This is a genomic window from Rhizobium sp. A37_96, assembly GCF_053521765.1.
In genome coordinates, this window is sequence record NZ_JBNWDS010000028.1 from 1 (window position 1) to 24,854 (window position 24,854).

At 61.8% G+C, this 24,854-nt stretch carries 25 protein-coding genes and 1 pseudogene; 14 read left to right on the forward strand and 12 right to left on the reverse strand.

Going from position 1 to position 24,854, the window contains the following annotated elements; genetic code table 11:
* The 7 genes and pseudogenes from ACQZ6J_RS32330 to ACQZ6J_RS32360 all read left to right on the forward strand — a co-directional run.
* Positions 1-185, forward strand: a pseudogene (locus ACQZ6J_RS32330) (EmrB/QacA family drug resistance transporter); the annotation flags it as partial.
* A gap of 293 nt (positions 186-478) precedes the next feature.
* Complete coding sequence (locus ACQZ6J_RS32335) at positions 479-1,192, forward strand: c-type cytochrome (RefSeq protein WP_449087027.1); 714 nt, start codon at positions 479-481, stop codon at positions 1,190-1,192.
* Positions 1,189-2,454: a c-type cytochrome gene (locus ACQZ6J_RS32340; RefSeq protein ID WP_449087028.1), complete on the forward strand. Its 1,266-nt coding sequence runs from the start codon at positions 1,189-1,191 to the stop codon at positions 2,452-2,454. The genes ACQZ6J_RS32335 and ACQZ6J_RS32340 overlap by 4 nt, the downstream gene beginning before the upstream one ends.
* A 10-nt stretch (positions 2,455-2,464) precedes the next feature.
* Complete coding sequence (locus tag ACQZ6J_RS32345; RefSeq protein ID WP_449087029.1) at positions 2,465-2,644, forward strand: hypothetical protein; 180 nt, start codon at positions 2,465-2,467, stop codon at positions 2,642-2,644.
* Positions 2,641-3,204 (forward strand): cytochrome C oxidase subunit II, encoded by a 564-nt coding sequence (locus ACQZ6J_RS32350; RefSeq protein ID WP_449087030.1) that lies wholly within the window; start codon positions 2,641-2,643, stop codon positions 3,202-3,204. Before ACQZ6J_RS32345 ends, ACQZ6J_RS32350 begins: the two co-directional genes overlap by 4 nt.
* Entirely contained in the window at positions 3,194-4,819 is a 1,626-nt protein-coding gene (locus tag ACQZ6J_RS32355) for a b(o/a)3-type cytochrome-c oxidase subunit 1 (protein ID WP_449087031.1), read from the forward strand. The genes ACQZ6J_RS32350 and ACQZ6J_RS32355 overlap by 11 nt, the downstream gene beginning before the upstream one ends.
* The gene (locus ACQZ6J_RS32360) at positions 4,816-5,607 is read left to right on the forward strand and encodes a c-type cytochrome (protein WP_449087032.1); all 792 of its coding nucleotides are present in this window, start codon (positions 4,816-4,818) and stop codon (positions 5,605-5,607) included. Before ACQZ6J_RS32355 ends, ACQZ6J_RS32360 begins: the two co-directional genes overlap by 4 nt.
* Positions 5,608-5,649: 42 nt before the next feature.
* On the opposite strand, the gene ACQZ6J_RS32365 is transcribed toward ACQZ6J_RS32360, so the two are convergent.
* From ACQZ6J_RS32365 to ACQZ6J_RS32375, 3 genes are all read right to left on the reverse strand, one after another.
* A complete protein-coding gene (locus tag ACQZ6J_RS32365) occupies positions 5,650-6,108 on the reverse strand; it encodes an RrF2 family transcriptional regulator (RefSeq protein WP_163990818.1) in 459 nt (152 codons plus the stop codon).
* Positions 6,109-6,206: 98 nt separating this feature from the next.
* Complete coding sequence (gene hmpA / locus ACQZ6J_RS32370; RefSeq protein WP_449087033.1) at positions 6,207-7,418, reverse strand: NO-inducible flavohemoprotein; 1,212 nt, start codon at positions 7,416-7,418, stop codon at positions 6,207-6,209.
* Positions 7,419-7,578: 160 nt separating this feature from the next.
* Complete coding sequence (locus ACQZ6J_RS32375) at positions 7,579-7,761, reverse strand: hypothetical protein (RefSeq protein ID WP_163990545.1); 183 nt, start codon at positions 7,759-7,761, stop codon at positions 7,579-7,581.
* 360 nt (positions 7,762-8,121) lie between these two features.
* Here ACQZ6J_RS32375 and ACQZ6J_RS32380 point away from each other — a divergent pair, with 360 nt between their 5' ends.
* Positions 8,122-8,886 carry an SDR family oxidoreductase gene (locus ACQZ6J_RS32380; RefSeq protein WP_449087034.1) on the forward strand — a complete coding sequence of 255 codons (765 nt, stop codon included), beginning with the start codon at positions 8,122-8,124 and terminating at the stop codon, positions 8,884-8,886.
* 198 nt (positions 8,887-9,084) lie between these two features.
* Here the strand turns inward: ACQZ6J_RS32380 and ACQZ6J_RS32385 are convergent, their stop codons facing one another.
* The 8 genes from ACQZ6J_RS32385 to ACQZ6J_RS32420 all read right to left on the reverse strand — a co-directional run bounded on the left by ACQZ6J_RS32385 (position 9,085) and on the right by ACQZ6J_RS32420 (position 17,453).
* Positions 9,085-9,996, reverse strand: coding sequence for a helix-turn-helix domain-containing protein (locus ACQZ6J_RS32385; protein WP_449087035.1), 912 nt, complete (start codon positions 9,994-9,996; stop codon positions 9,085-9,087).
* Between the two features lie 525 nt (positions 9,997-10,521).
* Positions 10,522-10,938, reverse strand: coding sequence for a cupin domain-containing protein (locus ACQZ6J_RS32390; protein ID WP_163990551.1), 417 nt, complete (start codon positions 10,936-10,938; stop codon positions 10,522-10,524).
* A gap of 65 nt (positions 10,939-11,003) precedes the next feature.
* Positions 11,004-11,951: an NADP-dependent oxidoreductase gene (locus tag ACQZ6J_RS32395; protein ID WP_449087056.1), complete on the reverse strand. Its 948-nt coding sequence runs from the start codon at positions 11,949-11,951 to the stop codon at positions 11,004-11,006.
* Between the two features lie 315 nt (positions 11,952-12,266).
* Positions 12,267-13,586: a YbfB/YjiJ family MFS transporter gene (locus ACQZ6J_RS32400; RefSeq protein ID WP_449087036.1), complete on the reverse strand. Its 1,320-nt coding sequence runs from the start codon at positions 13,584-13,586 to the stop codon at positions 12,267-12,269.
* Positions 13,587-13,713: 127 nt separating this feature from the next.
* Positions 13,714-14,322, reverse strand: coding sequence for a TetR/AcrR family transcriptional regulator (locus ACQZ6J_RS32405; protein WP_449087037.1), 609 nt, complete (start codon positions 14,320-14,322; stop codon positions 13,714-13,716).
* A gap of 76 nt (positions 14,323-14,398) precedes the next feature.
* Complete coding sequence (locus ACQZ6J_RS32410) at positions 14,399-15,307, reverse strand: helix-turn-helix domain-containing protein (RefSeq protein ID WP_449087038.1); 909 nt, start codon at positions 15,305-15,307, stop codon at positions 14,399-14,401.
* 368 nt (positions 15,308-15,675) lie between these two features.
* On the reverse strand, positions 15,676-16,542 hold the full coding sequence (locus ACQZ6J_RS32415) for an AraC family transcriptional regulator (protein WP_449087039.1): 867 nt from the start codon (positions 16,540-16,542) through the stop codon (positions 15,676-15,678).
* Positions 16,543-16,553: 11 nt separating this feature from the next.
* The gene (locus ACQZ6J_RS32420; RefSeq protein WP_449087040.1) at positions 16,554-17,453 is read right to left on the reverse strand and encodes a helix-turn-helix domain-containing protein; all 900 of its coding nucleotides are present in this window, start codon (positions 17,451-17,453) and stop codon (positions 16,554-16,556) included.
* A 609-nt stretch (positions 17,454-18,062) separates the two neighbouring features.
* Here ACQZ6J_RS32420 and ACQZ6J_RS32425 point away from each other — a divergent pair.
* Positions 18,063-18,503, forward strand: a complete 441-nt coding sequence (locus ACQZ6J_RS32425) for a hypothetical protein (protein WP_449087041.1) — start codon at positions 18,063-18,065, stop codon at positions 18,501-18,503.
* A gap of 181 nt (positions 18,504-18,684) precedes the next feature.
* Here the strand turns inward: ACQZ6J_RS32425 and ACQZ6J_RS32430 are convergent, their stop codons facing one another.
* On the reverse strand, positions 18,685-19,338 hold the full coding sequence (locus ACQZ6J_RS32430) for an HAD hydrolase-like protein (protein ID WP_449087042.1): 654 nt from the start codon (positions 19,336-19,338) through the stop codon (positions 18,685-18,687).
* 358 nt (positions 19,339-19,696) lie between these two features.
* On the opposite strand from ACQZ6J_RS32430, the gene ACQZ6J_RS32435 reads away from it, so the two are divergent.
* Genes ACQZ6J_RS32435 through ACQZ6J_RS32455 form a run of 5 tightly spaced genes read left to right on the forward strand, consistent with a single transcriptional unit; the run spans position 19,697 to position 24,825 of the window.
* Positions 19,697-20,833 carry a transporter substrate-binding protein gene (locus tag ACQZ6J_RS32435; RefSeq protein WP_163990565.1) on the forward strand — a complete coding sequence of 379 codons (1,137 nt, stop codon included), beginning with the start codon at positions 19,697-19,699 and terminating at the stop codon, positions 20,831-20,833.
* Positions 20,830-21,411, forward strand: a complete 582-nt coding sequence (locus ACQZ6J_RS32440; protein ID WP_449087043.1) for an ANTAR domain-containing response regulator — start codon at positions 20,830-20,832, stop codon at positions 21,409-21,411. The genes ACQZ6J_RS32435 and ACQZ6J_RS32440 overlap by 4 nt, the downstream gene beginning before the upstream one ends.
* Positions 21,411-22,259 carry an ABC transporter permease gene (locus ACQZ6J_RS32445; RefSeq protein ID WP_163990569.1) on the forward strand — a complete coding sequence of 283 codons (849 nt, stop codon included), beginning with the start codon at positions 21,411-21,413 and terminating at the stop codon, positions 22,257-22,259. The genes ACQZ6J_RS32440 and ACQZ6J_RS32445 overlap by 1 nt, the downstream gene beginning before the upstream one ends.
* Positions 22,259-23,179: an ABC transporter permease gene (locus ACQZ6J_RS32450; RefSeq protein WP_449087044.1), complete on the forward strand. Its 921-nt coding sequence runs from the start codon at positions 22,259-22,261 to the stop codon at positions 23,177-23,179. Before ACQZ6J_RS32445 ends, ACQZ6J_RS32450 begins: the two co-directional genes overlap by 1 nt.
* 26 nt (positions 23,180-23,205) lie before the next feature.
* Positions 23,206-24,825 (forward strand): ABC transporter substrate-binding protein, encoded by a 1,620-nt coding sequence (locus ACQZ6J_RS32455; RefSeq protein WP_449087045.1) that lies wholly within the window; start codon positions 23,206-23,208, stop codon positions 24,823-24,825.
* Positions 24,826-24,854 lie beyond the last annotated feature (29 nt).

Sequence of the window (24,854 nt, forward strand, 5' to 3'; positions counted from 1 at the left end):
ACCAGGCCCTCGCCTCCCACAAGGCCATCGTCGCCGTCGCGGCAAGCCTGCGCAAGCAGGCAAACATCATGGCATTCAGCGATACCTTCTTCCTCATCGGCATCGCTCTCATCATCGCGCTCTGCTCAAGCCTGATCCTAAAGAAACCGAAGCCGGGCCAGACTTCCGGCGCGGGCGCTCATTGAAGCGCCGCGATGAACAGCGCACAAGGAGCGCGGCTCGCATAGCGGGGCCGATCATGCGCGATCTTCGGCCTGTCATTTGGCCCGGCGCCGTTCCCGTCGGCCGTGCCGTGCGGGTGCTCGCCGAGGCTTTAGCGGGCTTGATTGCCATCGAGACGATTGTTGCTTCCGGCAGTTGCGGCATCCTTCCGGCCCGTTCCCACAAAACTCGTCCCGTTGTTGCCAGACACAGGCCGCCCGATGCCCCACCCATAAGCGCAGATGACCATGTTGGATTAGAGCGAGGAACGACGACAATGCGGCTGTCCATGCGTGTCCTTCTTCTCGCTGCGTATCTCGCTGTAGCCGGCTGCGCGGCCGCAGAGGATATGACGGCGGAGGGCATGGCCGAACGCGTTCAGGCGTGTACGCCATGCCATGGCATCCAGGGCCGGGGAACGAGCGATCCCTACTTCCCGCGCCTTGCGGGAAAGCCCTCCGGATATCTCTACAATCAGCTCCTCGCGTTCCGGAACGGCCGCCGGAAATACCCGCCGATGAACTATCTTCTTCAGTTCTTGCCGGAAGCCTATTTGAAGCAAATCGCGGATTATTTCGCGGCACAGCGGCCTCCGCTTCCGCAACCCGGGCCGGCCGATGTCAGCGAAGCCGTCCTTGACCACGGCAAAGCTCTCGTCACCGGTGGCGACGCATCTCGCGGAGTGCCTGCCTGCGTAAGCTGCCACGGTTCTCTTCTGACGGGCCAGGAGCCCGGCATTCCGGGGCTTCTCGGCCTTCGAGCAAGTTATCTCAGCGCGCAGCTCGGCGGTTGGCGCTACGGGACGCGAACGGCCATCGCTCCGGATTGCATGCAGATCGTCGCGGGACATCTCACCGAGGACGACGTTCGGGCCGTGGCTGCATGGCTTTCCGCCCAGCCGGTCCCGGCCGATCCGTCTCCGGCGAAGAACGATGCGTTTGCCTTGCCGTTCCAATGCGGAAGCCAGCCGGAGGAAGGAACGCTCAAATGAGGCCTTCCAGTTTCATTGCCGTGGTGGGGATCTTGGCGGTCACGTCCTTTCTTTGCGGCGAAACGGCAATTCGCGCAAGCGAGAGCGTCGCTGCAAACGATCCGGCCCTCATCGCAAGGGGCGAGTATCTGGCGCGGGCGGGAGACTGCATTGCCTGTCACACGGCGCCGGAGGGCAAGGTTTTCGCGGGAGGCAGGGCCATGCCGACGCCGTTCGGAACCTTGTACACCTCCAACATCACGCCCGACCGCGACACCGGAATCGGACGATGGAGCGCGGACGACTTCTATCGGACGATGCATGAGGGACGCTTTCCCGATGGCGGATTGCTCTACCCGGCCATGCCGTTCGCGTCCTATACGAAGGTTTCGCGCCAGGACAGCGACGCGATCTACGCGTATCTGCTGCGGATCGAGCCCGTCTCGCAGAAGAACCGCGAGCACGAACTCCAGTTTCCCTACAACAACCGCTCGCTCGTGCTCGGTTGGCGGACGCTCTTCTTCACCGAAGGGGCATTCAAGCCGGACGCGCAGAAATCCGATGAGTGGAACCGTGGCGCCTATCTGGTCGAGGGGCTTGGCCATTGCGGCATGTGCCACACGCCGATCAACGCGCTCGGGGGCAATTCCGAGGCCGATGCTTTCAAGGGCGGATTGATCCCGATGCAGGACTGGTATGCGCCCTCTCTCACTTCGAACAAGGAAGCTGGCCTCGGAACCTGGAGCATCCAGGACATCACCGATCTTCTGCAGAAAGGCGTGTCGGCCCGAGGCGTTGTCTACGGACCCATGGCGGACGTCGTTTACAACAGCCTGCAGTATCTTTCGGATGCGGATATCCGCGCGATGGCCGTCTATCTGAAGAGCATAGCCCAGGATAGCCCGAAGCCGGTCGTGTCGCGGCTGCCTCACGCCGAGAGCAGCCTTCTCGTCAGCCTCGGAAAATCTGTCTACGAGAGCGACTGTGCAAGCTGCCACGGCTTGAGGGGAGAGGGGAAGCCGCCTCACTATCCTCCGCTCGCCGGAAACCAGTCCATTCAGATGGATTCGGCCGTGAACGCCATCCGGATGGTTCTCAACGGCGGCTATCCGCCGGGAACCTCGGGAAATCCGATGCCTCACGGAATGCCGCCATTCTCGGTCAGTCTTTCGGACGACGAGGTCGCCGCGGTAGTCAGCTACATCAGGACGTCCTGGGGCAATACCGGGGCGCCGGTCAGCGCGGCCGAGGCGAACCAATTGCGTGCCGCCCCGCTTCAATGAGGAACACGATATGATCAACACCGATTCCCCTGATCGCGATCCGGATGTCCACGACGCGAAGGTCGACCATATCGTTGCGAGCGGACCGCGCGGCGCAATCGTGGTCGCCGGTATCGCGACCGCCTGCGTGGTGGCGATGTGGCTGCTCTTCTATCTGTTCGTCTTTTTGCCTCGGACGGGATTTCCATGAGCGTGGAGAACAGTCAGCCGGCCAGTGCCCAGGTCGCCGAGAAGATCGAGCGCCGATGGGCCGCGATTTCGATCCTCATCATCGCCTTTCTTGTCGGGATGGCGGCCTATGCCGGCCTGCACCAGGCGACGATGCCCCAGACGCAGGTCGAGACGATAAACCCGGTGACGCTCCACGTTACCGGAGAGTTCGTGGAGACCAACCTCGGAACCGCGGTCGAACCCGACGGGTCGGTCACCGTCCGGGCCGTTGGTCAGCAATATTCGTTCACGCCATCCTGCATCCTCGTGCCGGCGGAGACGAAGGTCGTCATTCGGGCGACCAGCGCGGATGTCGTCCACGGCCTCCTGATCCAGGGGACGAACGTGAACACGATGCTGGTGCCGGGATACGTGTCTGAGCAAACCGCGCGCTTTCCGGAACCGGGCGAGCACCTGATGCCGTGCCAGGAGTTTTGCAGCGTCGGGCATGAAGGCATGTGGGCGAAAGTGAAGGTCATCGACCGGCAGGCCTTCATGGCGCTCGCCGCCGACAAGAGGAGGCTGTCCTGTGTTAAGTAGCCGACGCCTGATCCTCGCGCATTTCTGGCTCGCCTTCGGCGTCTTCGGCCTGGCGATCCTGCTCGGCGCCTGGCAGATGTTCATCCGCAGCCCCCTGGCGGCTTGGATCGGAAATCCCGAGCTGTACTATCGCTCCGTCACCGCCCATGGAACCATCATGGGCTACGTGTTTCCCACGCTCGTCGCGATGGGGTTTGGTTACGCGATCACCGAGAGCTCGTTGAAGACGCCGCTGGTCGGGCGACGCTGGGCATGGGCGGGCTTCTGGCTGATCGTCGTCGGCGCCGTCACCGCCATGATCCCCGTCTCGATGGGTCTGGCCTCCGTTCTCTACACTTTCTATCCGCCGATGATCGGCAACCCGTTCTACTACATCGGCGTGGTCCTCGTTGTCGTCGGCTCCTGGATCTGGGTCGCCCTGATGTCGGTCAACCTCTACCGCTGGAAGCGAGCCAATCCGGGCGCTCCGGTTCCCCTGGCGATGTACGCGAATGTCGCGGGCTCTTATCTGTGGGGGTGGACGGCGGTCGGTGCCGCGCTTGAACTCCTGCTTCAGATCATACCCGTAGCGCTTGGATTTCGTTCGACGATCGATGCCGGGCTCGCGCGTATCTTCTTCTCCTGGACCTTGCATGCCATCGTCTATTTCTGGCTGATGCCGAGCTACATCGCCTACTACACGATTGTCCCGAGAGCGATCGGCGGCAAGCTCTACAGTGACCCGATGGCCCGCATTTCCTTCGTGTTGTTTCTGGTCGTCGCGATGCCGATCGGCATCCACCACGCCTTTGCCGACCCTCAGGTCGGCGCCGGCTTCAAGTTCGTCCATTCCGCGTTCACGGCGATCGTCGCGCTGCCGACGCTCCTGACGGTCTTCACGATCTGCGCCTCGGTCGAGATCGCCGGGCGGCTGAGAGGCGGACGGGGGCCGTTCGGGTGGCTTGCAGCGCTTCCATGGAAAAATCCGACGATGCTCGCCGTGGCATTCTCCTTCTTGATGCTCGGCTTTGGCGGTGCGGGCGGCCTCATCAACATGAGCTACCAGCTCGACGCCTCGATCCACAACACGCAATGGATCACGGGACATTTTCATCTGATCTTCGGCGGCGCGATCGTCATCATGTATTTCGTCATCGCCTACGATCTCTGGCCCCATCTGACGGGCCGGCCGCTGCTCGACATCGGTCTGATGCGAACGCAGCTCTGGCTCTGGTTCGTCGGAATGATCGTCACGACCTTTCCCTGGCATTATGTCGGCGTTCTCGGCATGCCTCGACGAATGGCCTACTACGACTACGCCGATCCTGCGATTGCCGGCCAGGCGATACCCGTTGCCCTGTCCGTGATCGGCGGCTTCATTCTCGTCGTCTCCGCAATCCTCTTCTTCGCCATCCTCATCAGAGGACACATGTCGGGGCGGCAGGAGCCGGGCAGCTACCGGTTCAGCATTGCGATCCATCCGCCTGCCCGGGTGCCGGCCGCGCTGAACGGCCACGGCCTCTGGATCGCCCTCATGATCGGCCTGACCGTCACCAACTACGGCTATCCGATCCTGCAGCTCGCCTTCCGGGGAGATACGTCGGTGCCCGCCGTTTATGTCGGAGTCCGGAAATGAGCGGCGAGAAAATCTTCAGCATCGCGAACAGATGGTTCACGACAAGCGTCGGTATTGCCGTGCTGATCTTTCTCTCGGCAGTCGTCACCGGCTTCGTGCTCATGCCGTACGCGGAGCCGAACGGCCGCCTGGCGGGACTATGGGATTCCATTTGCAGCGCAGCAGGATTTCCCGTTCGCAACTCTGCCGTCGCCTTCGTCGCTCCGGACTTTCAGGTTTCGTCGGTAACGCTCGGCGCCGACGACCTGCGCGAAGCGCCCGCCGATTCCATCGGCAGAGGCGCAACGCTCGCCCAGAAATGTGCCATCTGCCATGGGCCGACCGGTGTGAGCCGTGCGGATTCGCCCAACCTGGCCGGGCAGTATGCGGCGGTGATCTACAAGCAGCTTCGGGACTTCAAAAGCGGCGCCCGCGTAAACGCGGTCATGAGCCCGTTCGCGCTGACCATGACGGAGCAAGACATGCGCGATCTTGCGGCCTACTACGCATATCTTCCGAGACTTCCGGAAACCCCTGCCGGAACGGCGGTGGCCGAGCCCGCCATCGTACAGGTCGGTGCGCCGATGCGGGGGATCGCACCCTGCGGATCGTGCCACGGCGGCATCGAGAACAAACGGGGGAGCCCCTGGCTCAACGGCCAGTCGGCTGTCTATATCGAATCCCAACTGCGGGCGTTCGTCTCCGGAAATCGCCGCAACGATACCAGCGAGCAGATGCGCAATGTGGCGCGGGCGATGACCGATGAAGAGATCAGGGCCGCCTCGCGCTACTATGCCTCCCTGCAATAGGAGGCAGGCGGCTATTGTCGCATTGCATTTCCGGGAGGTGGGTCAGGCGGTCGTTATCGGAAGATCCGGGAGCGCGAGGAGGTTTCGAAGCGGCACCGACGGCCGCGTAAGATCCGCCAGCGTGTATCCGTCCAGCACGTCGAGGAACGCGGCGGCGGCGGAGGCGAGCGCGCGCTTGAGAACGCAGGCCGGCTGGATCGCGCAGATCTTTCCGGCGCCTTCCTCCATGCAGGGGACAATGGCGAAATCAGGTTCCGACGCGCGCACGATATCGCCGACGCCGATCTTGCCGGCGTCGCGCGCCAGCCGCATTCCGCCCTGCCGGCCGCGCACGGTCTCGATGAATCCTTTCAAGCCGAGTTCGTGTGTGATCTTCATCAGATGCGCCTTCGATATGTCGTAAGCGTCCGCGATCTCGGAAATCGTCGAAAGCTTCTCGCCATTCAAGGCGAGGTACATCATCAGGCGCAGTGCATAGTCGGAATAGACGGTGAGGCGCATGGCGGTGTTCGATCCCTGGGGCAACTCATTCCTTATAAAAATATCTCCGGGATGAATCAATTGTGGGGACGGGCCGAGACCTGTCCCCACCTTCGAATTCATGCGGCGGCCAGATCGTCCGCCGGGCCGAAGAATTCGAAATGAATGCGCTCCGGCGGCACCCCGGCCTTCGCAAGACCGTTGACGAAGGCGGCGAGGAACGGTTTTGGCCCGCACAGATAGAAGTCGGCCTCATGGATCGGGGTGTTCTCCGCAAGCCAGTCGATCGTGATCTGACCGTCGTGATCGAAATGGATACCGCGCTCGTCGCGCTCATGCGGCGTGTCGTAGAAGATCGCGGTCTTCAAGTGAGGGCGCCCGCCGGCGAGACCCCTGACGTGGCTGCCCATCGCGTGCATGCGGCCATCCTGCGCGCCGTGGACGTAGTGAACCGGCAGCTGGACGCCGCTGTCGACGATCGTCTCGAGCATGCTGACCATTGGCGTCAGTCCGACGCCGCCGCTAAGAAGGACGACGGGCCGTTCCGGGCGTTCCGGCAAGTGGAAATCACCGGTCGGCGGCGCGACCTCGATGACGTCTCCCTCGTCGACGCGGTCGTGCAGATGTCTGGAGACGGTGCCGTTCGCCTCGCGCTTGACCGAAATCCTGTATGTCATGCCGTTCGGAGCCGAGGAGATGCTGTAGTTGCGGCGCTGCGGCGGCAGGCCGGGAACGTTGATCTTGAACGTCAGGTATTGGCCGGGCCGGTGTCCGACCACCGGACCGCCGTCGACCGGCTGCAGGACGAACGAGGTGATGATGTCGCTCTCCGGCCGCTTGGCCGCGACGACGAACTTGCGCCATCCGTTCCAGCCGCCGACCGAGGACTTCAGATGGTCATAGATCTGCTTCTCGCGACCGATGAGGATGTCGGCGAGGAACCAGTAGGCTTCTCCCCAGGCAGCGAGGATTTCGTCCGTGGCGGCGTCGCCCAGTACATCCTTGATCGCGCCGAGCAGCGCCGTGGCGACGTGAGGATAGTGTTCGGGCAGGATATGCAGCCCGACGTGCTTCTGCGCAATGCGCTCGACGGCGGGGCCCAGGGCCGCGAGATTGTCGATATTCTGGGCGTAGGCGAGGATCGCCTGTGCGAGCGCCTTCGTCTGGCGTCCACCTTCGCCCTGGTTGGACTGGTTGAACAGTTCGCGGACGGCGGGATCCTGGAAAAGCCGCTTGTACATCGCCGCCGTGATCGTCGTGCCGTGTGCCGCAAGCGCCGGCACGGTGGCCCGTACGATCGACTTGGTTTTTTCGCTCAATGTTTCCGACATGTGATCTCCGTTCTGGCTGTGTTGGTCGGTGACCAACATCTACGTCATTAAAGATATATCTACAATGTATCTTTAATGACGTAATCGCAGTTGCGCCGTTCTGTCGCAGAGCGAAGCCGGGAATCGCTGTCGGCCGCGTTCACGATGAGAGCCGCGCCCTTTACCGGCCAGGAGGCTGATCGGCCTCCGGTACGAAGACCCTGACCTGCTGCTGACGGCCTTCCTTCAGGTCTCCTCGCAGCAGGAGGAGCGCCATGAGCGCCAGCAACGCGGCGACGATCGCCAATCCCACAAAGCCGCTCGAGCTTTGCTCCGGGGCCTCGGTCGTGCGGAATTTCGGCATGATTTTCTCCATCGTTCGTGATCCGGCGTTCCGTCGCAAAGGTGGTCTGCCGATAAGGCTGAAGTCTCGGCAGACCAGTTCGCAGACGGCACTAGCGGCGGGTGCGTCTGCTGCCGTGCCTTGGGCAGCACGGCGGGGGGGAACGAGAGGAAATTGCCATAGTCGGCGCATGGCGAATTGTACCGGCGAGACATGTTTTGAATGCGCTGACCGTCAAGAGTGCCGCGGCAGGCGCTTGCGGCGACAATGGCGGGTGTTGTGGCCCTTCCGTCCAATGAATGCGCCGATGATGATAGAAGGCGAGGCGTCGGCACGGTTCTATTCCTCATCGACATTTCACCTGTCAGGAGAGGAATTGCTATGAGACGGCTTTCTGGGAAGGTTGCCATCGTCACCGGAGCCAGCGCGGGCATCGGCCGGGCGACGGCAAAGAGATTTGCTTCCGAAGGTGCCATGGTCGTGGCTGGTGCGCGGAGACAGTCTGAACTTCAGTCACTTCTTGCGGAAATCGAAGCCCTTGGAGGCGTTGCCGCGATGCTTGCGGGCGATGTCTCGAACGAGGACTACGCCCATAGCCTGGTCGAGACCGCCTACTTGAAGTTTGGCGCCCTCGACATCGCATTCAACAACGCCGGCACGCTCGGCGAAGCCGGACCCTCCGAGACAGTCTCGCAGCATGGATTCGAGCAGGCAATCGCCGTGAACCTCACGGCATCGTTCCTGGCGGCGCGAGCCCAGATCCCGCGCATGATCGCCGGCGGCGGCGGATCGATGATCTTCACCAGCACGATTGTCGGCTCGAGCTTCGGCTTTCCCGGCACGGCGGCTTATGCCGCCAGCAAGTCCGGGATCATCGGTTTGGTGCGGACTCTCGCCACCGAGTACGGGCCGAGGAATGTCCGCGTGAACGCCATTCTTCCAGGCGCGATCGAGACGTCCATGTATCACGCGATGAACGACACCGCGGACAAGGAAGCATTCATGATCAACATGAGCGCCCTCAAACGCCTGGGCCGGCCGGAGGAACTCGCCGCCGCCGCGCTTTTTCTGGCATCCGACGATTCCACCTTCGTCACCGGAACCGCGATGCTCGTCGACGGCGGAGCGACGATCACACGAACCTGATATGGGCTCGGATGGGCAGCGCCGACCCCGCCGCTTTCGGAATGTGCGGGCCGCCGTAAATGTCGCTCGGGGAGGTGGTTGTCGCCTGTGGAGCTGGGCTGCTCGGACTTTTGCCGAAGCTGCCTGCGGCACTTCGCGGGCAGCTTCATCGCTCGGTCGGGTGTCAGCCGGGTATCACATCCAGGGAGGATGCTTGGATCATTCGCAGCGGTTGCGCCGCCAGACGCCCGGCGTTGTCCCGACATATTGCATGAAGACGCGCGTGAAATGGCTCTGATCGGAGAAGCCGCTCAAAATTCCGACCTCCGCAAGCGACTTGTCGCGATCAAGGAGAAGATCCTTGGCGCGATCGATACGTCTGAGCTGGAACCACTCGTGGGGCGATTGCCCGGTGGACTGACGGAAGGCACGACAGAAATGTCTTTTCGACAATCCGCATTCTCTTGCGAGGTCTTCAAGCTCCAGGGCGCCGTCGAGCCGTGACTCGATGAGCTCCTTGGCGCGTTTCTTTTGCCAGGGGGCGAGGCCGCCTTTCGCAACATGGCTGCCGGGCACCAGCCCTCCATAGGTGGAGGCAATATGCGACGCCATGGCAAGGGCGATGTGATCGACGAAAAGCTGCGGCACCTCCTCCGGATTGGTGAAGGCCGTTGCCGCTGCGCTCATAAGATTGACCATCGTCGGATCGTCGTATCCGCAGCCGGGCTTGTAGGCGAGCTCACTGATTTTGGGGGCGCTGGCTTCTTCCGCGACTTTGTCGAGCACGTCCGACGGCAGATAGAAATGGATCGAATGGAACGGCTTGTCCATCAGCACGACCGGATCGCGCCGGAGATCGTAGAGCAAGGTCTGTCCGGCCCGCAGGTTCTGGACCGGATATTGCTTGCCGTCCTCCCAATAGAGATGGTTTGGATAGTCGCGCTTCTGTATGGCGACCAGATATGCATTCTCGATGGGTATGGGCTTGCTGCAAAACGGTATGGGATCGTTGCCCCGGATCTCGGTCAGGGCAAGGCTCCCCCGCTTCACGTTCCGGGACAGAATTGTCGGGACGTTTTGCAGTTCGAAACGTGAGCCGAGGTTTTCACCGTATGCACCGGTGTCTGTCATGACGTGAGCTCCCTAACGCCTCGATATTAAGCTGGCCAATTCGTCAGGCAACGTCCATTCGAGCGCGGTCATACATTTACGTCCACATCGTTCAAAAATGATCGTGACCTTTCAAACCGAGCCGGCCGGCAGCAACCCGTTTCTCTTGCGGCAGGTGGTTCGTACTGCTCTTTTCGCTTGTGGCGGAGCGACCGTAACGGTTGGCCTTTCGGCGGAAAGCCGGCGCGGGTTCGCAACATTACGATCTTTGGCGCCGGCCGGTTCCATCTTGAAAGATCTGGTCCGTGTGCGGGATCGCTCGCCTTAAGGTTCGGTCATGATATCGGGCAACCACGATGTCGCTCGCATTTGCGGCATCCGATGCCACCTAAAGTCGGCGGCGAGCGGGTAGATCCATTCGGTGTCGATCTTTGTTTTCAATTTCATGCACGGTCTCCGGATGGGCGGGATTTTCCAGGAAACGCCGAAGAATATCGACCGGGTCTTTGGGCGATCTCATGTGCTCGATCTCCACCTGCGATGGCCTCAATTCTTGTCGGGGATGGTGGGCTGGCCCGCGTCGCTGTTCAGCACGAACACCGCCAGCAGCTTTGCCGGTTTGGTTTTGCTGGCATTCTCGCTGATGCGATGGTGGGCGCCCGGCACCTCGAACCAGCTCTCTCCCGCCTTGTAGATTTTGACCGCTCCGTCGTCGACCTGGCTGCGAATTTCGCCATCAAGGACGTAGGCGAAGATGAAGGCGGACTTGTCGTGCGTGTGGGAGGGCGATGTTCCGCCCGGCGCGTAGTCGACGACGAAGGCCCGAAGGCTCTTGCCGGGGATATTCGGTATCTTCTCCAGAAATACCTGTGACACCTTTTCGCCGACAGCGTCGTGCGCCACGGCCGGGATGGAAAGCGCGAGCACGAGGGCACACGCCATGAGAGGCTTGTAGACATTCATCTTGGATCTCCTTGGGAAACTGTTCGCCGGCGACTGAGCCATCCGTTCAGGCACAGCGTTCGGGGCTAGTCGACGGTCATTACGATCTTGCCTTTTCCTCGGGGCCGGCGTCCCTCGAGCATCTCATGGGCCTCGACCGCCTTCGAGAGCGGCAGCACCGTCCCGACCTTGGTTTCAAGCTCGCCATTGTCGATGGCGGCGGCGATGTCGACCAATTCGGCGGTGGTTACGGCGACAAGGAAGAATTTGGCCTGGATGGCCAGTTCCTTCGCCACTTCCTCGTTCGGTTTCGAGACGGCCGAAATCAGATAGCCGCCGCGCTTGATGACGCCGAAGGAGCGAACCTGAGTCTCGCCGCCGACCAGATCTATGACGGCGTCGACCTGACTGACTTCCGTATCGAATTTCTGGCTGTTGTAGTCGATAACGACCGTTGCCCCGAGACGCCGGACGAATTCGACGTCGTTCGCGGCGCATGTCGCGATCACCTTCAGCTTTGCCTTGCGGGCGAGTTGGACTGCGAAGGCGCCGACGCTGCCCGCCGCTCCGTGAATGAGCACGGTCTGGCCGGCTGTCAGATGCGCATGCTGGAACAAAGCCTGCTTGGCCGTCACCGCGATTACCGGAACCGAGGCGGCCTCGACGTCGCCGATCGTGATGGGCTTGAGGGCGCTCATCGACGCCTTGGCAATGGCGTAGTCCGAATAGGCGCCGATGAAACGTTCGTTCGTGACGCCGTACACCGCATCGCCCCGCTTGAATCCCTTCACCTCAGGGCCGACCGCGTCGACGATGCCGGAATAGTCCGATCCGAGCGTGAGTGGCAGTGGCTGGGGCAGGGCGCTGTTCCCCGATCGGATCCAGCCGTCCCATGGCCCGACGCCGACCGCCTTGACCCTTACACGCAGATCGCCAGGCCCCGGCGATACGAGCGGAAGTTCTTCGCGCTTGATGACTTCAGGACCGCCGAACTCGTGGACACGGTAGGACGTCATCGTCGAAGGCTCAGGCATGGAATTCATGGTTTTCTCCATTCAAAAGTATCACCGGATTTCAGGATGGATGCCCGTCAGGTTGTCCGGCCGTCGTTCTCGTCGACCGGCCGGAACCCGGTTCCGGAAGCGATGCGCGCATCTGTTGCGCCGACCAAGCGGATGACCCGCCGACAAGCAACAAGGTGTGTCGTTTCCGGAAGGGAATGCTCGTCATCCATCCCCTTTGCTGCGGGCTATTCTCGGAAACTGCACCCGGTTTGTATTTTGTGAGGGCGCCCTGTTTTGTGGAATAGGGACTCGATCCCGGTTGGGGTGCCGGTGGGCGGCTGGATGCTATTTCCTGGCCCCGGTGTGGGAGGGACGTGCCCCGGCTTCCGGGTGCGGCGTCTGCTCGTTTCGGTTCGCGGGAAGCAGGCGATCCGGTGTTTGCAGGCGTTCGCCACCTTGTCTCGACGTCCGGTCCGGAACGACAAGGTCGAGGAGAAGAGCCAATGCGACGGCAATTGCCCCTATCGCAAAGACGAGCGCGTAGTTCTGTCCCGAATGAGCGAAAAGATAGGAGTAGCCATACCCGCCCAACGCCTGGAAGAGCGCGAACGCGGTCGTCGCATGCCCCCAGGCCTGCCGCTGGGCGGCATGGTCGTGGCGTACGATATCCTGGGTTCTGCCCAACACCAGCGGAACGATGCCCGGTGTGAAAATACCGAGAATAACGGTGGCGACGATGAGCGCGACGGCACTGGAACTGGTGGCCAGAAGAAGACCGGCGACGCCCTGCAGCAGCAGCGCGATGCGGTAGGACGACCGGAACCCGATGCGGTCGGCGGCAAAGCCGCACAGAACCGGTCCGGTAATCGCGGCAATGCCATACAGGATCCAGTAGGCCGCGCCGAGCTGCGCGCTGCCGTTCAGGCCGCGCACGATATAGTCGACCAGCAGGATCATTGCGGGCACGAGGCCGAGCGCGTTGGCTGCATACTGACTGTAAAGGATCAGCAGCGGTCCACGGGCGGATTTATGCGAGTGGACCTGTTTTGGCGCACCTGCGGCCTGCGGCTCGGTGTTGGGCCAGCCGAACCAGCTCACCGCCGTCAGCAGCAGCGAAAGCACGCCGAGACCGATCCAGGTTTCTTTCAGGCCGATGAGGAGGAGTTCGGGCACCACTGTACCGGACGCGGCGATACCGAGGCCTAACCCGAGGAATATCATGCCGCTCACGAAGCCCCTCCGTTTCGTGGGGATGTGGGGAAGGATCGTCGTTGCGACGAGCACCATGATCGCGCCGCCGGCGAGGCCGGAGAGGAAGCGCCAGACGAAGAACCACGTTGTCGAGAGGGGGAAGGCGCAGGCGAAAAAGGCGAGTGTGGCAACGGCCATGAACAGGCGCAGCGACGATCTGTTCGAGATCGAGGCGGCGACGGGCCGCCCGAGCACGGCACCGGCCAGGTAGCCCGCGAAGTTTGCTGCGCCCAGCGTTACGGCCTCGGATGCCGTGAACCAGTGTTGCCCGATGAGTGACGGCAGCAGGGGCGTGTAGGCAAAGCGCGCCAGTCCTATCGCCACGAAGCTGCCGGAGAGGCCCGCTATCGTGGCGAACCACTGGGATCTGGTGAGGGAATAATCGTCTGAAGCCGCAGCGTGATGCGTGCTCATGGGAGTGCCTTTCGTGTGTGGAATGGGTGCAGGGAACCATCACCGGATCGCGACGCGAGCGGCCTGCAGGTTTTGCGGATAATTGGTCTGGGGTGATCAGCGGCCCGTCAGGGCTATGCTGCTTCTATCAGCTCGGAGGCTCCTTTAGCGGCGGCAGCCCAAGCAGAGCGAGAGTGGGTCTGGCGAGACCCAAAAGAACGTCGGGATCAGGGCGAACCCTCGCAAGAACACGCAGCCCGAGCGCCACGGAGAGCAGCATCTTGCCGATGTCGGCGGCCGGAAGGGTCGAGATCGTGGTGCCGGCGTCCTGCGCGGCCTGTGCGCAGCGCGTGAAGAAGGCCTCCATCTCCAGGGTTTCCGCCGCGACCCTCTCCCGAATTTCGGGGTCGTCGCCTCGCGCTTCCAACGCGGTGTTGACGAGCATGCAGCCGCGCTGGAGGGGATCACCGAGGGAGCGGGCGATGGTATCGGCAAAGAAGGCGGAGATCGCATCCGCCGGCGCAAGCGTGGCTTCCAGCCGCGCCATGCGTTCGTGAAGAGAGTGGTCGAGATAGTGGCCGAGCGCCGCCAGGAAGAGGCCGCGTTTGTCGCCGAAAGCATTGTAGACGCTGGCGGTCGTCATGCCCATCGCGGCGGTGAGGTCACGCGTCGAGGTGGGATGATAACCTTTCTCCCAGAAAACGCTTTCCGCGGCTTCGAGGACTTTCTCATTGTCGAATTGCCGTGAACGCGCCACGTCACTCTCCATATTAGAACGATTGCTCCAATTCATATAGAGCGACCGTTCTAATATCGCAAGCGCAGCGCCCGATTTATTTCCGGCATTCGCGGCGCCAGACCGCCGGGGTCATGCCGACCTTCGCCGTGAACACGCGCGTAAGGTGGCTCTGATCGGAAAAACCGCATGAGCTCGCAACGGCCGGGATCGGAAGATCCGGATCGCGAAGCAGCATCTGGGCCAATTCGATCCGGCGGCGCAACAGCCATTGGTGGGGTGTCGCTCCGACCGACAGCTTGAACGCTTTCAGAAACTGCCGCATCGACATTCCGCATTCCGCCGCCAGAGCTGCAAGCGGAAGGTTCCCGTCGAGGTTTGCCGAAATCAGCTCCTTTGCCCGAACCTGCTGCCATCGGGTAAGGCCGGAGGCGGCGGTCACGGGGCGCACCCTCATGCCGCCGTAGCGGCAGGCGACATGATGGGCGACCCCGACGAGCACGCTGTCCATGAACAGTCTCGGCACGTTCTGCGGGTCGGCGAAGAGCGGCAGGAGGGTGAAGGTCAGGTCGCGCACGACCGGATCGTCCATGCAGACACCCGGATTATAGCGCAGATCCGTGACAGAGGGGACCCCGGCTTCCTCCGCGACGGCGTCAAGGGCCGCGCGCGGGAAGTAATAATGCACCGAGTGAAACGAATCGTTGAGATGAAAGATCGGCTTCCGCTTGATATCGTAGATGATGATCTGGCCGGGAAGGAGCGAGGATTCTCGTGCCGGACGATCGTTCTCCCAATATCGATAGCGCGGAAAAAACTTTAGATGGAGGGCAACGACGAACGCGTCCTCCTCGACCGGCGGTGTCGACAATACGTGCTGCGGATCGTCGTATCGAAGCTCCGTGACAGCAAGCATCGCCTTGGACAACGCACGGCTCGCATATCCTGATGACCTGGCGCCGAGCCTTTTGCCAAACGCCTTGCCGTAACTCGTACTCGCTGCCATTAGCCTCCTTGCACCCGGCCGCGCAGATTTCCCGAAGCCGCCAATTTATCACGATTTGAGTGGATTTCGACGAGATCCGCCGCCTCTTCGGCGGTGCTTGTCTGGATGTTTCCAGATATGCCCTGATTCTTCAAGCAAGGTCGCCGGGACCGCGCAACTGTCGGCTGGTCATTGCGTGCGGAGGACGAGTGTTGGCGGCGAACGAATTCCGGCGAGGTTGGCCCGCCCTGGCATCCGCGTTTCTAGGCAACGCGACCGATCGACGGAAGCAGCACTTGGCAAAATCGCGTTCGAGAACGATTGTTTCGACGCCCGCCATCTTGCTCGTGTTTTCTTCAAGATGATCCGTGACGACCCAATACGGGCGCTTACGAAGAACTTTTCAAGGCGCGGGTAAGCTCGGCTTCCGAGACGCCGAGCATTCTTGCGATGGTGGGCATATCATAGCCGCGCGCGAGAAGCCGCCGCATGCGCTCGGTTCTCAGGTTTACCCGCCACTGATGAATGGACATCCCCTCGCTGAATTCGAAGGATGCCGCAAAATCCAGCGGCGACATCTGGTTGTCTGCCGACAGCTCGCCCAGGGAAATGTCGCCGTCGAGATGTTCGGCAACCTGCTCCTTGGCTCGCATCCCTTCATTGCGGGAGAGATGGCGAACACTGGCCGCCGCTGACTTGCCTCGCCGTGCGTAGGTCTTGATCGCATGCGCGGTGGCAGCGATGCTGACATGATCGACCAGCAACCGGTTCGAGGCGAGGGGTGATCTGAAACAGGGCAGGATGGCTCGGGCCAGATTGTGCAACACGTCATCCTTGATGCCCAGGCCGGGATTGTGGTCGAAACCATCGACATCCGGAAGGTCCTCCCGTTCCGCTACCTCGAGGAGGGCGGCACGGGGCAGGTAGAAGCTCAGATGATGGAAAGCGCTTATGCTATCTGCGACCGGCGAAGAGCGAAGATCATAGATGTTCGCCGTTCCCGCAGGGAGGAAGCCGGTGCGAACTTGTCGGCCGTCGAGGAAGAGGCCGTGGGCGTGGACATCTCGCAATTGAACCGTCAGCAGGAACGCGTCTTCGATCGGGATAGGCTCGGTGAGGCCGGTGTCTTCCCTGTCGCATCGAATTTCCGTCACCGCGACCTTGGCGTTCTTCAGCGTCCTTGCCACGAATGAGGGCGCGACGTCGGTCTTGAACGTTTTTCTGAGTGTCTCGCCGTAGGCGCCTTCTTCTTTCATTTTTATACCTCTCAGAGCGATCTGCGCCATGCGCCCGGCGTCGTCCGCACGACACGGGTGAATACGCGCGTGAAGTGACTTTGATCCGCAAAACCGCAACCGATCGCTATTTCGGCGAGGGTCAGCGTCGTGGACCTCAGCAGGTCTTTGGCCAGCTCGCATCGCCGCAATACCATCCAATGGTGCGGCGCCACTCCGACCGACTGCTTGAACGCACGGGTGAAATGACGGGTGGACAGGCCACATTCACGCGCGAGCTGCGCCAATGGAATCTGCCCGGCAAGATTGGAGTCGATCATCTCCTTGGCTCGCCGTTCCATGCTCCTCGAAAGGCCTCCGGAGTTGCTGCCATCCCGAAGGCGGAGGTCGCCGTAGCGGCCCGCGACATGCGTCGCCACGGCGAGCGTGATGTGATCCAAAAAGAGCTGGCTGGCATATTCGGGGTTTTCGAACGCGGGAAGGAGGGCGGCCGTCAGACCCGCGATGACCGGATCGTCGTTGGGACGGCCCTCGTGTGCGTCCAGCTCACTGAAGCTTGCGGCCGGGATCTCTTCGGCAAGCGTATCGAACGCGGCTTTCGGCATGTAATACATGACGCAGTTCGACGTCTCGCGAACAAAGGCGATCGGGTTCGTTCGCAGATCGTAGATGGATGTTTGGCCGGAAAACAGGGGTAGCGCGCCGCTGCCGCGGCCATTGATCCATAGTTCATGCTCTATGCAATCCTCGACCTGAAAGGCGACCAGATATGCATCCTCGCTTGGAATGGGAGAGGTGAGACTGGGCTTCTGACAACGGATGTGCGTGACGCCCATCTCCGAGCGCTTCAGGCTTCTCGTGACGATCGCGGGGGCTCGCTCGAGTTGAAAATGATCCCCCAGCCTCTTCCCGTAGACACCCTGGCTCCGCATCCTAACCCTCCAGCCGCACGACTTCGGGTGAAGCGTGCCGAGATGTCTTGGTACTCTTTTGGCTACACCACTCGATGGGCAACCGGGCTCCTCCCAGACGGCCGACGCGGCGCGCCATTTCAAGCGACCTCGGAATGCGAGCCGGATTGCCGGCGAACGGTCCGGTGTCGTTCCAGGATATCAGCGATGGCAGTATCCGGCGGAAGCTCGTCTGTCCGACCTGACGGATGATAAGGAAACCCGCGCAGCTTTGCCTGCACGATCCGGACGCACGTTGTACAATCTGGCCCAAAATCGGCGCTGTCGCGGCGAACTCGATCGAGGAGGCATTCTGCAACCCGCCAACATTTCCCCAGTTGCGCGGAGAGCAAGGCGATCTCCCGGCCTTTTCCAGCCTTCAGCCTCCGCATTTGGATAGGATAATCGGGACTCGTGGATCACCCGCCCCAATTTCAAGACCTAGGATTCGTCCCATGAATTCCTATCTCAGTCTTGCTGCTGGAGCTTCCCGATGAACGACCTAACGACCGACCTGTTTTCCAACCCCTTGATTGAAATCCTTCCGCCAGAGCGCGATGAAAAGCCTTCCGGACCGGGGATGACATGCCTATGCTGTCGACGCAGCCGATCCCGGTCGGCGATGGACGAAGACGGTTGCGGGATTTGCGACGAATGCCTTCTCCCCTGATGACATCGCCACAAGATTTACACGAGTTTCGGCATGCGCTCGCGCGGCTGCCCGACGGCTACTCCGAAGGCCATTTTAACGGGCGGCGCTGGGGTGTCACCGTCAAGCGGTCCGCGGACGGCCGCCGCGCTTGGCTGTTTGCCGAGGAGCTCGGAGGAAGCGACATCGTCAGCTTCAACTGGTATTCCCCATATCAAGGGAGCAATGCTCTCAAGCCTTGCGAGATGTCGTCGTCCAAGGTCATCGAGTTTGTTGTTGCGTTCAAGCCCGGGGCGGAAGTTGGTCAGGAACCAGTCGGCAATCCGCGACAGCATTCTCCTCGCGAACACGATGCGTCAGGCCAAATCGAGAAAACCGCGTAGCATTGGCTACGGCAAGTCGCATTGCTCCAGCAAAACGCCAAGGGCATGCTTTCTCGTCACGAAAGCTTCCTGAGTTCCCGCAGTGTTCAGCCTCGCCGACGGTCTCCTGTGAGAATCAACTCGCGAAGATCTCCCGAAAGCTGAAAGTTTTGGTGCGGGCGTGAAGGGATAGGTGCGCGCCTCACGCCGTCAGCGATTTCAATTCCGATGGCGCATCGATGAGGAGGTCTGCGCCGGCAAGTTCGAGTTCCTCCCGGCTGCCATAGCCCCAAAGAACGCCGACGGCCCGCATCCGGTTCGCATGCGCTCCGATGATGTCGAATTTTCGATCGCCGATCATCAGGCAGGCTTCCGCGTCCAAGCCGGCATCCTTGAGAATATGGGCCAGCAGTTCGGGCTTATGGTCCAGACCGGCTCCGGGCACTGAGCCATATACGCCCTGGAAAAGGCCCGACAATCCGTGATTGTCGAGAATGCGTTGCGCGAAACTCTGCCGTTTGGATGTCGCCAGCAAAAGACGGGTGCCCCGGGAATGCAGATCGACGAGTGCTTCCCGAATGCTAAGGTAAAGTTCGCTCAGCAGGAGGCCGCGAGTTCCGTAGTCGGATCGATAGGCATCGACGGCTTCGGCGACGCGATCATCGCCAAAAGAGCTCAGAAGGTATCGCATCACATCCTCGATCGGAGGGCCGATGATCGCGGTGATATCCATTTCCGGGTCCGTTTCATGGCCGAGCGCCCGCAGCGCCGCGCGGCAGCTTGAAAGGATGCCTGGTTGCGAATCGACCAACGTACCATCGAGATCGAGCAGGAGGTTGGAAGCGGCGTAGGACACAGGGATCTCGCTTTCTGCTGGCATGGCTTGATACAAATGCGGACGTCTGCGGCGCGGTCAAAGGCAACGACTCCACGGCCGCTTGTGTGCATAACCCATACCCTCTTGTGTTGCACGCCAATCTCGTGCGAGAGCCGTCACCGACGTTTGATCAAATCTCGCGCCGTCCGATAGGGGCCTGAACTTAAGAGCGGCTTCCGACTTGACAAACCTAAAATGACCGTATTTTAATCACGCTCAAGATATGAGCAGATTTGCTCGGTCTTGACATGACTTCGCTTGTCGAAGGGCAATAGCGCCCCACAACGCCCCGGTTTCCGGGACCCGCGTTGTGGGATTTTTTATTTTTGGGGTTTCGATGCAAGACGTCGTGAAAATCGGCATTCTCTACTCGACCACCGGGCCATATGGTTCGTTGGGACGTGAGGCCCGGCTGGGCGCCGAATTCGCACTCCACGACTACCAGCGGAATGGCGGTGACAAGGCGGAACTCGTCTTCTTCAATCCGCACGCGGACCTCTCCGCCTATCTCGAGGGCGCACGAAGCCTCATGCGTGACAGCGGCTGCCGGCACATCGTCGGCACGATCACCTCGGCGGCGCGCAAGGAAGTCATTCCGCTTGTCGAGAAGCACGATGGCCTGCTCTGGTACATGTGTCCCTACGAGGGTTTCGAGGCCAACGAAAACGTCATCTATATCGGCGCTTGTCCCAACCAGCATCTGATCCCGCTGTTCGAGCATCTGATCCCGCGCCATGGGTCGAGGCCCTATCTCGTCGGGGCGAACTACGTCTGGGGCTGGGAGATGAACCGGCTCGCCCGCGAGCTGATCGTCAATGCCGGCGGAACCATCCTGGGCGAGCGCTACCTGCCGCTCGAAGAGACGGCCGTCGAACGCATCGTCGCCGACATTGCGGAAAAGCGGCCAAGCTTCATCCTCAACAATCTGATCGGTCCGTCGAGCTACGCGTTCCTGGCGGCGATCAGCGAGCTTGCCAAGCGTGACCCGGCTTTCCTGCCGGAAAACTGCCCGGTTGCCAGCTGCGATCTTACGGAATGCGAACTGGCGGATATTGCCGGCGGGGCTGTCGGCCAGCTTTCGGCGCTCTCCTATTTCGATGGCCTGAACACCAGCGAGAACCTTGCCTTCAAATCCCGCCTGAAAGCATGGCGCCCGCAGACCGGCAAGGTCTCCACCATGTTTGCCAGCTCCTATACCGCGGTCGCTCTTTGCATCGCCGCGATCGAAGCCTGCGGCAACGACGATCCCGTCATGGTCAGGCAGGAAATCGTCTCGCGCTCCTGGCCATCGGTGCTTGGCGATCTCGTTGTCGATCCGACGACCAACCATGCCGCCTTGCCCTTCTATCTCGGCCGCATCAATTCGCAGCTTGGGTTCGATCTCATCGCGGCGGAACCGGCCATCCCCGCCGACCCCTATCTGATCACGAGCAGGCAGAAGCCCGCTCGGCACCTTCGCGTGGTGCAATCATGAACGGCACGCCCAATTTCGCCGGATGGCGCGTCACGATCCTTGCGGAGGATGACACCAATACCGAGAGACTGAACCGTCAGCTCATCGTCCTCGGCATGCGGGTGACCCGCCAATGGAAGCCGATAACCGTGAGCGAGCTGCCCGATCTCGTCATGGTCGACGTCGATCGCGGATGGGACGAGCTGATCCCGTGGAGCGGCGACAAGCCGCTCAGGCCCGTCGTCGCCATTCTCGGCTCGGAAGCCCCGGGCCGTATCGCCTGGGCCTTGCGCCAGGGGGCGGGCGCAATCATCCCGAAGCCCGTGGTGGCGTCCGCCGTTTTCCCCGCGCTGGTGCTGGCGGTGTCCATTCACGAGGAGCGGATCAAGGCGGCGGGCCGGATCGCGCATCTGGAGGAGCGGTTGAAGCTCAGGCCCGTCGTCTTTTCGGCAGTCGAGAGGCTGAAGGCCGAGCGCCAGATCGACGATGAATGCGCCTATGCCATCCTCAGAAACTGCGCCATGCGCCGGCGTCTTCCGGTGGAACAAATCGCCGCCTTCTTCCTGGTCGGCTCAGAAACACTGTCCGAGGTCGGCTGATGCGGGTACTCAAGGAACTTTGCCGGCAACCCGCGGGGTTGTTCGGCCTCGTCATCGTCGTGGCTGTCGTGGCCATGGCGATTGCCGCGCCGTGGCTCGCGCCCTTCGACCCTGACAACCAGATGTTTGACGGCCTGACCCTCGAGGGTGCGCCCATGCCGCCGGGCGGCCAGTTTCTGCTCGGGACGGATACGCTCGGGCGCGACCTGTTTTCGCGACTGCTGTTCGGTGCAAGGACATCGCTGGTGATCGGCCTGGTCGCCAATGGCGTCGCCGTCACCATCGGCCTCTTCGTCGGCGTCATGGCCGGCTATCTGCGCGGCTGGGCAGGCAGTCTGCTGATGCGCTTCACCGATCTCATGATGGCGTTTCCGGCGCTGCTGCTCGCCATCGTGCTTGCGGCAATCCTGAAGCCCAGCCTGTGGATCGTCGCCATGGTCATCGCGCTGGTGAATTGGGTGCAGGTGGCGCGGATCGTCTATACCGAGACGCGCGCGCTGGTGGAGCGGGATTTCATCATGGCCGAACGCGCGCTTGGCGCCGGCCATGCCCGCATCGTCGTCCTCCACATCCTGCCGCATCTGCTGCCGACGGCCATCGTCTGGGGAACGCTCGGCATTGCAACCACCGTTCTGCTCGAGGCGACGCTTTCCTTTCTGGGGGTGGGCGTCCAGCCGCCGCAGCCATCCTGGGGCAACATCATTTTCGAAAGCCAGAGCTACTTCCAGGCGGCCCCCTGGCTGGTCTTCTTCCCCGGCGCCATCATCCTGCTGACCGCCCTTGCGTTCAACCTCGTTGGCGATGCGCTGCGTGACATCCTCGATCCGACCCAGAGAGGCAGGGGCTGATGCTGAACGTTCTCATCAGGCGCCTCGTCCAGTCGGCGCTCATCCTGCTCGGCGTCGCCGCCATCACCTTCATCCTGCTGTATGCCCTGCCGGCCGACCCGGCCCGCATGATCGCCGGCCGCAGCGCCACGGCGCAGACGGTGGACAATATCCGCCGCGAACTCGGCCTGGACCAATCGTTGCCGACGCAGTTCCTGCATTATCTCAACGGCTTGCTGCATGGCGAACTCGGCCGGTCCTACGCACAGAAGACGCAGGTGATGACGCTGATCCTGGCGCGGTTGCCTGCCACGATCACCTTGATGGCAGCCGGCATCTTCGTCGAAGTGCTGCTCGGCCTGACGCTCGGCATCATCGCGGCGCTCGATCGCGGCGGCCCGACCGATCGTCTGGTGATGGCGTCCGCTTTCGTTGGCGTATCGGCGCCGCAGTTCGTCGTGGCTCTTCTCCTGCTTTATCTGTTCGCGGCGACACTCGGCTGGTTTCCGATGAGCGGCTACGGCAGTTTCTCGAATATCGTTCTGCCTGCCGCCACGCTCGGCCTTCTCGGCGCCGGCTGGTATGCCCGCATGGTCCGCTCCGCCATGATCGACGTGCTGAATCAGGATTTCATCCGCACGGCGCGCGCCAAGGGTCTGTCCGGGCGGCGCATCATCCTGCGCCATGCGCTGCCCAACGCCATCCTGCCGATCATCGCCATGATCGGCATCGACATCGGGCAGTTCATGGGCGGCGTGGTGGTGGTGGAGGCAGTCTACGGCTGGCCCGGCATCGGGCAGCTGGCCTGGCAGGCGATCCAGCAGGTCGACATCCCGATCATCATGGGGGTCACGCTGACCTCCGCCCTCGCCATCATCCTCGGCAATCTCGCGGCCGATCTCATCACGCCGCTGATCGATCCACGTATCCGCTCGCACTGAACCACACGAAAAAGGGGAACTGACCTATGTTCAAAAGCTGGTTACTCAGAACGACGACAGCTGCCATGCTGGCTTTCATGCCGCTGGCAGCCCATGCCGCCGATCAGCCGACGCAAGGCGGCGACATCATCGTCACCTATAAGGACGACATCACGACGCTCGATCCGGCGATCGGCTACGACTGGGTGAACTGGTCGATGATCAAGAGCCTGTTTTCCCGGTTGATGGACTATGAGCCGGGCACGGCGAAGCTGGTTCCGTCGCTTGCCGAGAGCTTCACCGTCTCGCCGGACGGCCAGACCTACACCTTCAAGCTGCGCAAGGGCGTGAAGTTCTCGAACGGCCGCGAGGTCGTCGCCTCCGACGTCAAGTATTCGATCGAGCGTGCGGTCAATCCGAAGACGCAGGGCCCCGGCGCCGGCTTCTTCGGTGCGATCAAGGGCTATGACGACATGTCGGCCGGCAAGGCCGACAATCTTCCCGGCATCGAGGCGCCGGACGAAAGCACCGTCGTCTTTCATCTGAGCCGCCCGGATGCGACATTCCTGCATGTGCTGGCGATCAACTTTGCCTCGGTCGTGCCGAAGGAAGCCGTGGACGCTGCGAACGGCGATTTCGGCAAGCATCCGGTCGGCTCGGGCACCTTCATCCTCAAGGACTGGACCATCGGCCAGAAGCTCGTCTTCGAACGCAACAAGGACTATTTCGTCAAGGACGTCCCGCATATCGACAACTTCACCGTAGAGGTGGGCCAGGAGCCACTGGTTGCGCTGCTGCGCCTGCAGAAGGGCGAGGTCGATATCGTCGGCGACGGCATCCCGCCGGCGAAGTTCCTGGAAATCAAGAATTCGCCTGATGGCGCGAAGATGATCGTTGATGGAGAGCAGCTCCACACCGGCTACATCACGCTCAATACCAAGGTGAAGCCGTTCGACAATCTGAAGGTCCGCGAAGCGGTCAACATGGCTGTCAACAAGGACCGCATCACGCGTATCCTGAATGGCCGGGCAACGCCCGCAAACCAGATCCTGCCGCCGCTGATGCCGGGATACGACAAGTCTTTCCAGGGTTTTGCCTATGATGTGAAGAAGGCGAAGGCGCTGCTGGCCGAAGCCGGCTATGCCGACGGCTTCTCGACCGTGCTCTACTCGACCAACACCGATCCGCAGCCGCGCATCGCCCAGTCGATCCAGCAGGATCTGGCGGCAATCGGCATCAAGGCCGAGGTCCGTGCTCTTGCACAGGCCAATGTCATCGCTGCCGGCGGCACCGAAGGCGAAGCGCCGATGATCTGGTCGGGCGGCATGGCCTGGATCGCCGACTTCCCGGATCCGTCCAACTTCTATGGTCCGATCCTGGGTTGCTCCGGCGCGGTTCCCGGCGGCTGGAACTGGTCGTGGTACTGCAACAAGGCGCTGGACGAGCGCGCCGTCGCAGCCGACTCCATGTCCGATCCGGCCAAGGTGGCCGAGCGTCAGGCCGCCTGGGGCAAGATCTTCACCGACATCATGGCGGATGCGCCATGGGTACCTGTCATCAACGAGCGGCGCGTCGTCGCAAAATCGCCGCGCATGGGCGGCGCCGACAGCATCTACGTCGATCCCACCCGCGTCATCAACTACGACGCGATCTTCGTGAAGCAGTAAACCCGATCAACGAACCCGCTCCCTCGAAC

What these genes read in the sequence shown, in the direction of transcription:
- ACQZ6J_RS32375 (WP_163990545.1), bottom strand. Translation starts at nt 7,761, where the DNA reads ATGCCGAAATTCCGCACGACCGAGGCCCCGGAGCAAAGCTCGAGCGGC.
- ACQZ6J_RS32350 (WP_449087030.1), top strand. Translation starts at nt 2,641, where the DNA reads ATGAGCGTGGAGAACAGTCAGCCGGCCAGTGCCCAGGTCGCCGAGAAG.
- ACQZ6J_RS32360 (WP_449087032.1), top strand. Translation starts at nt 4,816, where the DNA reads ATGAGCGGCGAGAAAATCTTCAGCATCGCGAACAGATGGTTCACGACA.
- ACQZ6J_RS32390 (WP_163990551.1), bottom strand. Translation starts at nt 10,938, where the DNA reads ATGAATGTCTACAAGCCTCTCATGGCGTGTGCCCTCGTGCTCGCGCTT.
- ACQZ6J_RS32400 (WP_449087036.1), bottom strand. Translation starts at nt 13,586, where the DNA reads ATGAGCACGCATCACGCTGCGGCTTCAGACGATTATTCCCTCACCAGA.
- ACQZ6J_RS32395 (WP_449087056.1), bottom strand. Translation starts at nt 11,951, where the DNA reads ATGCCTGAGCCTTCGACGATGACGTCCTACCGTGTCCACGAGTTCGGC.
- ACQZ6J_RS32425 (WP_449087041.1), top strand. Translation starts at nt 18,063, where the DNA reads ATGCTGTCGACGCAGCCGATCCCGGTCGGCGATGGACGAAGACGGTTG.
- ACQZ6J_RS32410 (WP_449087038.1), bottom strand. Translation starts at nt 15,307, where the DNA reads ATGGCAGCGAGTACGAGTTACGGCAAGGCGTTTGGCAAAAGGCTCGGC.
- ACQZ6J_RS32380 (WP_449087034.1), top strand. Translation starts at nt 8,122, where the DNA reads ATGAGACGGCTTTCTGGGAAGGTTGCCATCGTCACCGGAGCCAGCGCG.
- ACQZ6J_RS32445 (WP_163990569.1), top strand. Translation starts at nt 21,411, where the DNA reads ATGCGGGTACTCAAGGAACTTTGCCGGCAACCCGCGGGGTTGTTCGGC.
- ACQZ6J_RS32335 (WP_449087027.1), top strand. Translation starts at nt 479, where the DNA reads ATGCGGCTGTCCATGCGTGTCCTTCTTCTCGCTGCGTATCTCGCTGTA.
- ACQZ6J_RS32345 (WP_449087029.1), top strand. Translation starts at nt 2,465, where the DNA reads ATGATCAACACCGATTCCCCTGATCGCGATCCGGATGTCCACGACGCG.
- ACQZ6J_RS32455 (WP_449087045.1), top strand. Translation starts at nt 23,206, where the DNA reads ATGTTCAAAAGCTGGTTACTCAGAACGACGACAGCTGCCATGCTGGCT.
- ACQZ6J_RS32435 (WP_163990565.1), top strand. Translation starts at nt 19,697, where the DNA reads ATGCAAGACGTCGTGAAAATCGGCATTCTCTACTCGACCACCGGGCCA.
- ACQZ6J_RS32450 (WP_449087044.1), top strand. Translation starts at nt 22,259, where the DNA reads ATGCTGAACGTTCTCATCAGGCGCCTCGTCCAGTCGGCGCTCATCCTG.
- ACQZ6J_RS32440 (WP_449087043.1), top strand. Translation starts at nt 20,830, where the DNA reads ATGAACGGCACGCCCAATTTCGCCGGATGGCGCGTCACGATCCTTGCG.
- hmpA (WP_449087033.1), bottom strand. Translation starts at nt 7,418, where the DNA reads ATGTCGGAAACATTGAGCGAAAAAACCAAGTCGATCGTACGGGCCACC.
- ACQZ6J_RS32415 (WP_449087039.1), bottom strand. Translation starts at nt 16,542, where the DNA reads ATGAAAGAAGAAGGCGCCTACGGCGAGACACTCAGAAAAACGTTCAAG.
- ACQZ6J_RS32385 (WP_449087035.1), bottom strand. Translation starts at nt 9,996, where the DNA reads ATGACAGACACCGGTGCATACGGTGAAAACCTCGGCTCACGTTTCGAA.
- ACQZ6J_RS32420 (WP_449087040.1), bottom strand. Translation starts at nt 17,453, where the DNA reads ATGCGGAGCCAGGGTGTCTACGGGAAGAGGCTGGGGGATCATTTTCAA.
- ACQZ6J_RS32365 (WP_163990818.1), bottom strand. Translation starts at nt 6,108, where the DNA reads ATGCGCCTCACCGTCTATTCCGACTATGCACTGCGCCTGATGATGTAC.
- ACQZ6J_RS32340 (WP_449087028.1), top strand. Translation starts at nt 1,189, where the DNA reads ATGAGGCCTTCCAGTTTCATTGCCGTGGTGGGGATCTTGGCGGTCACG.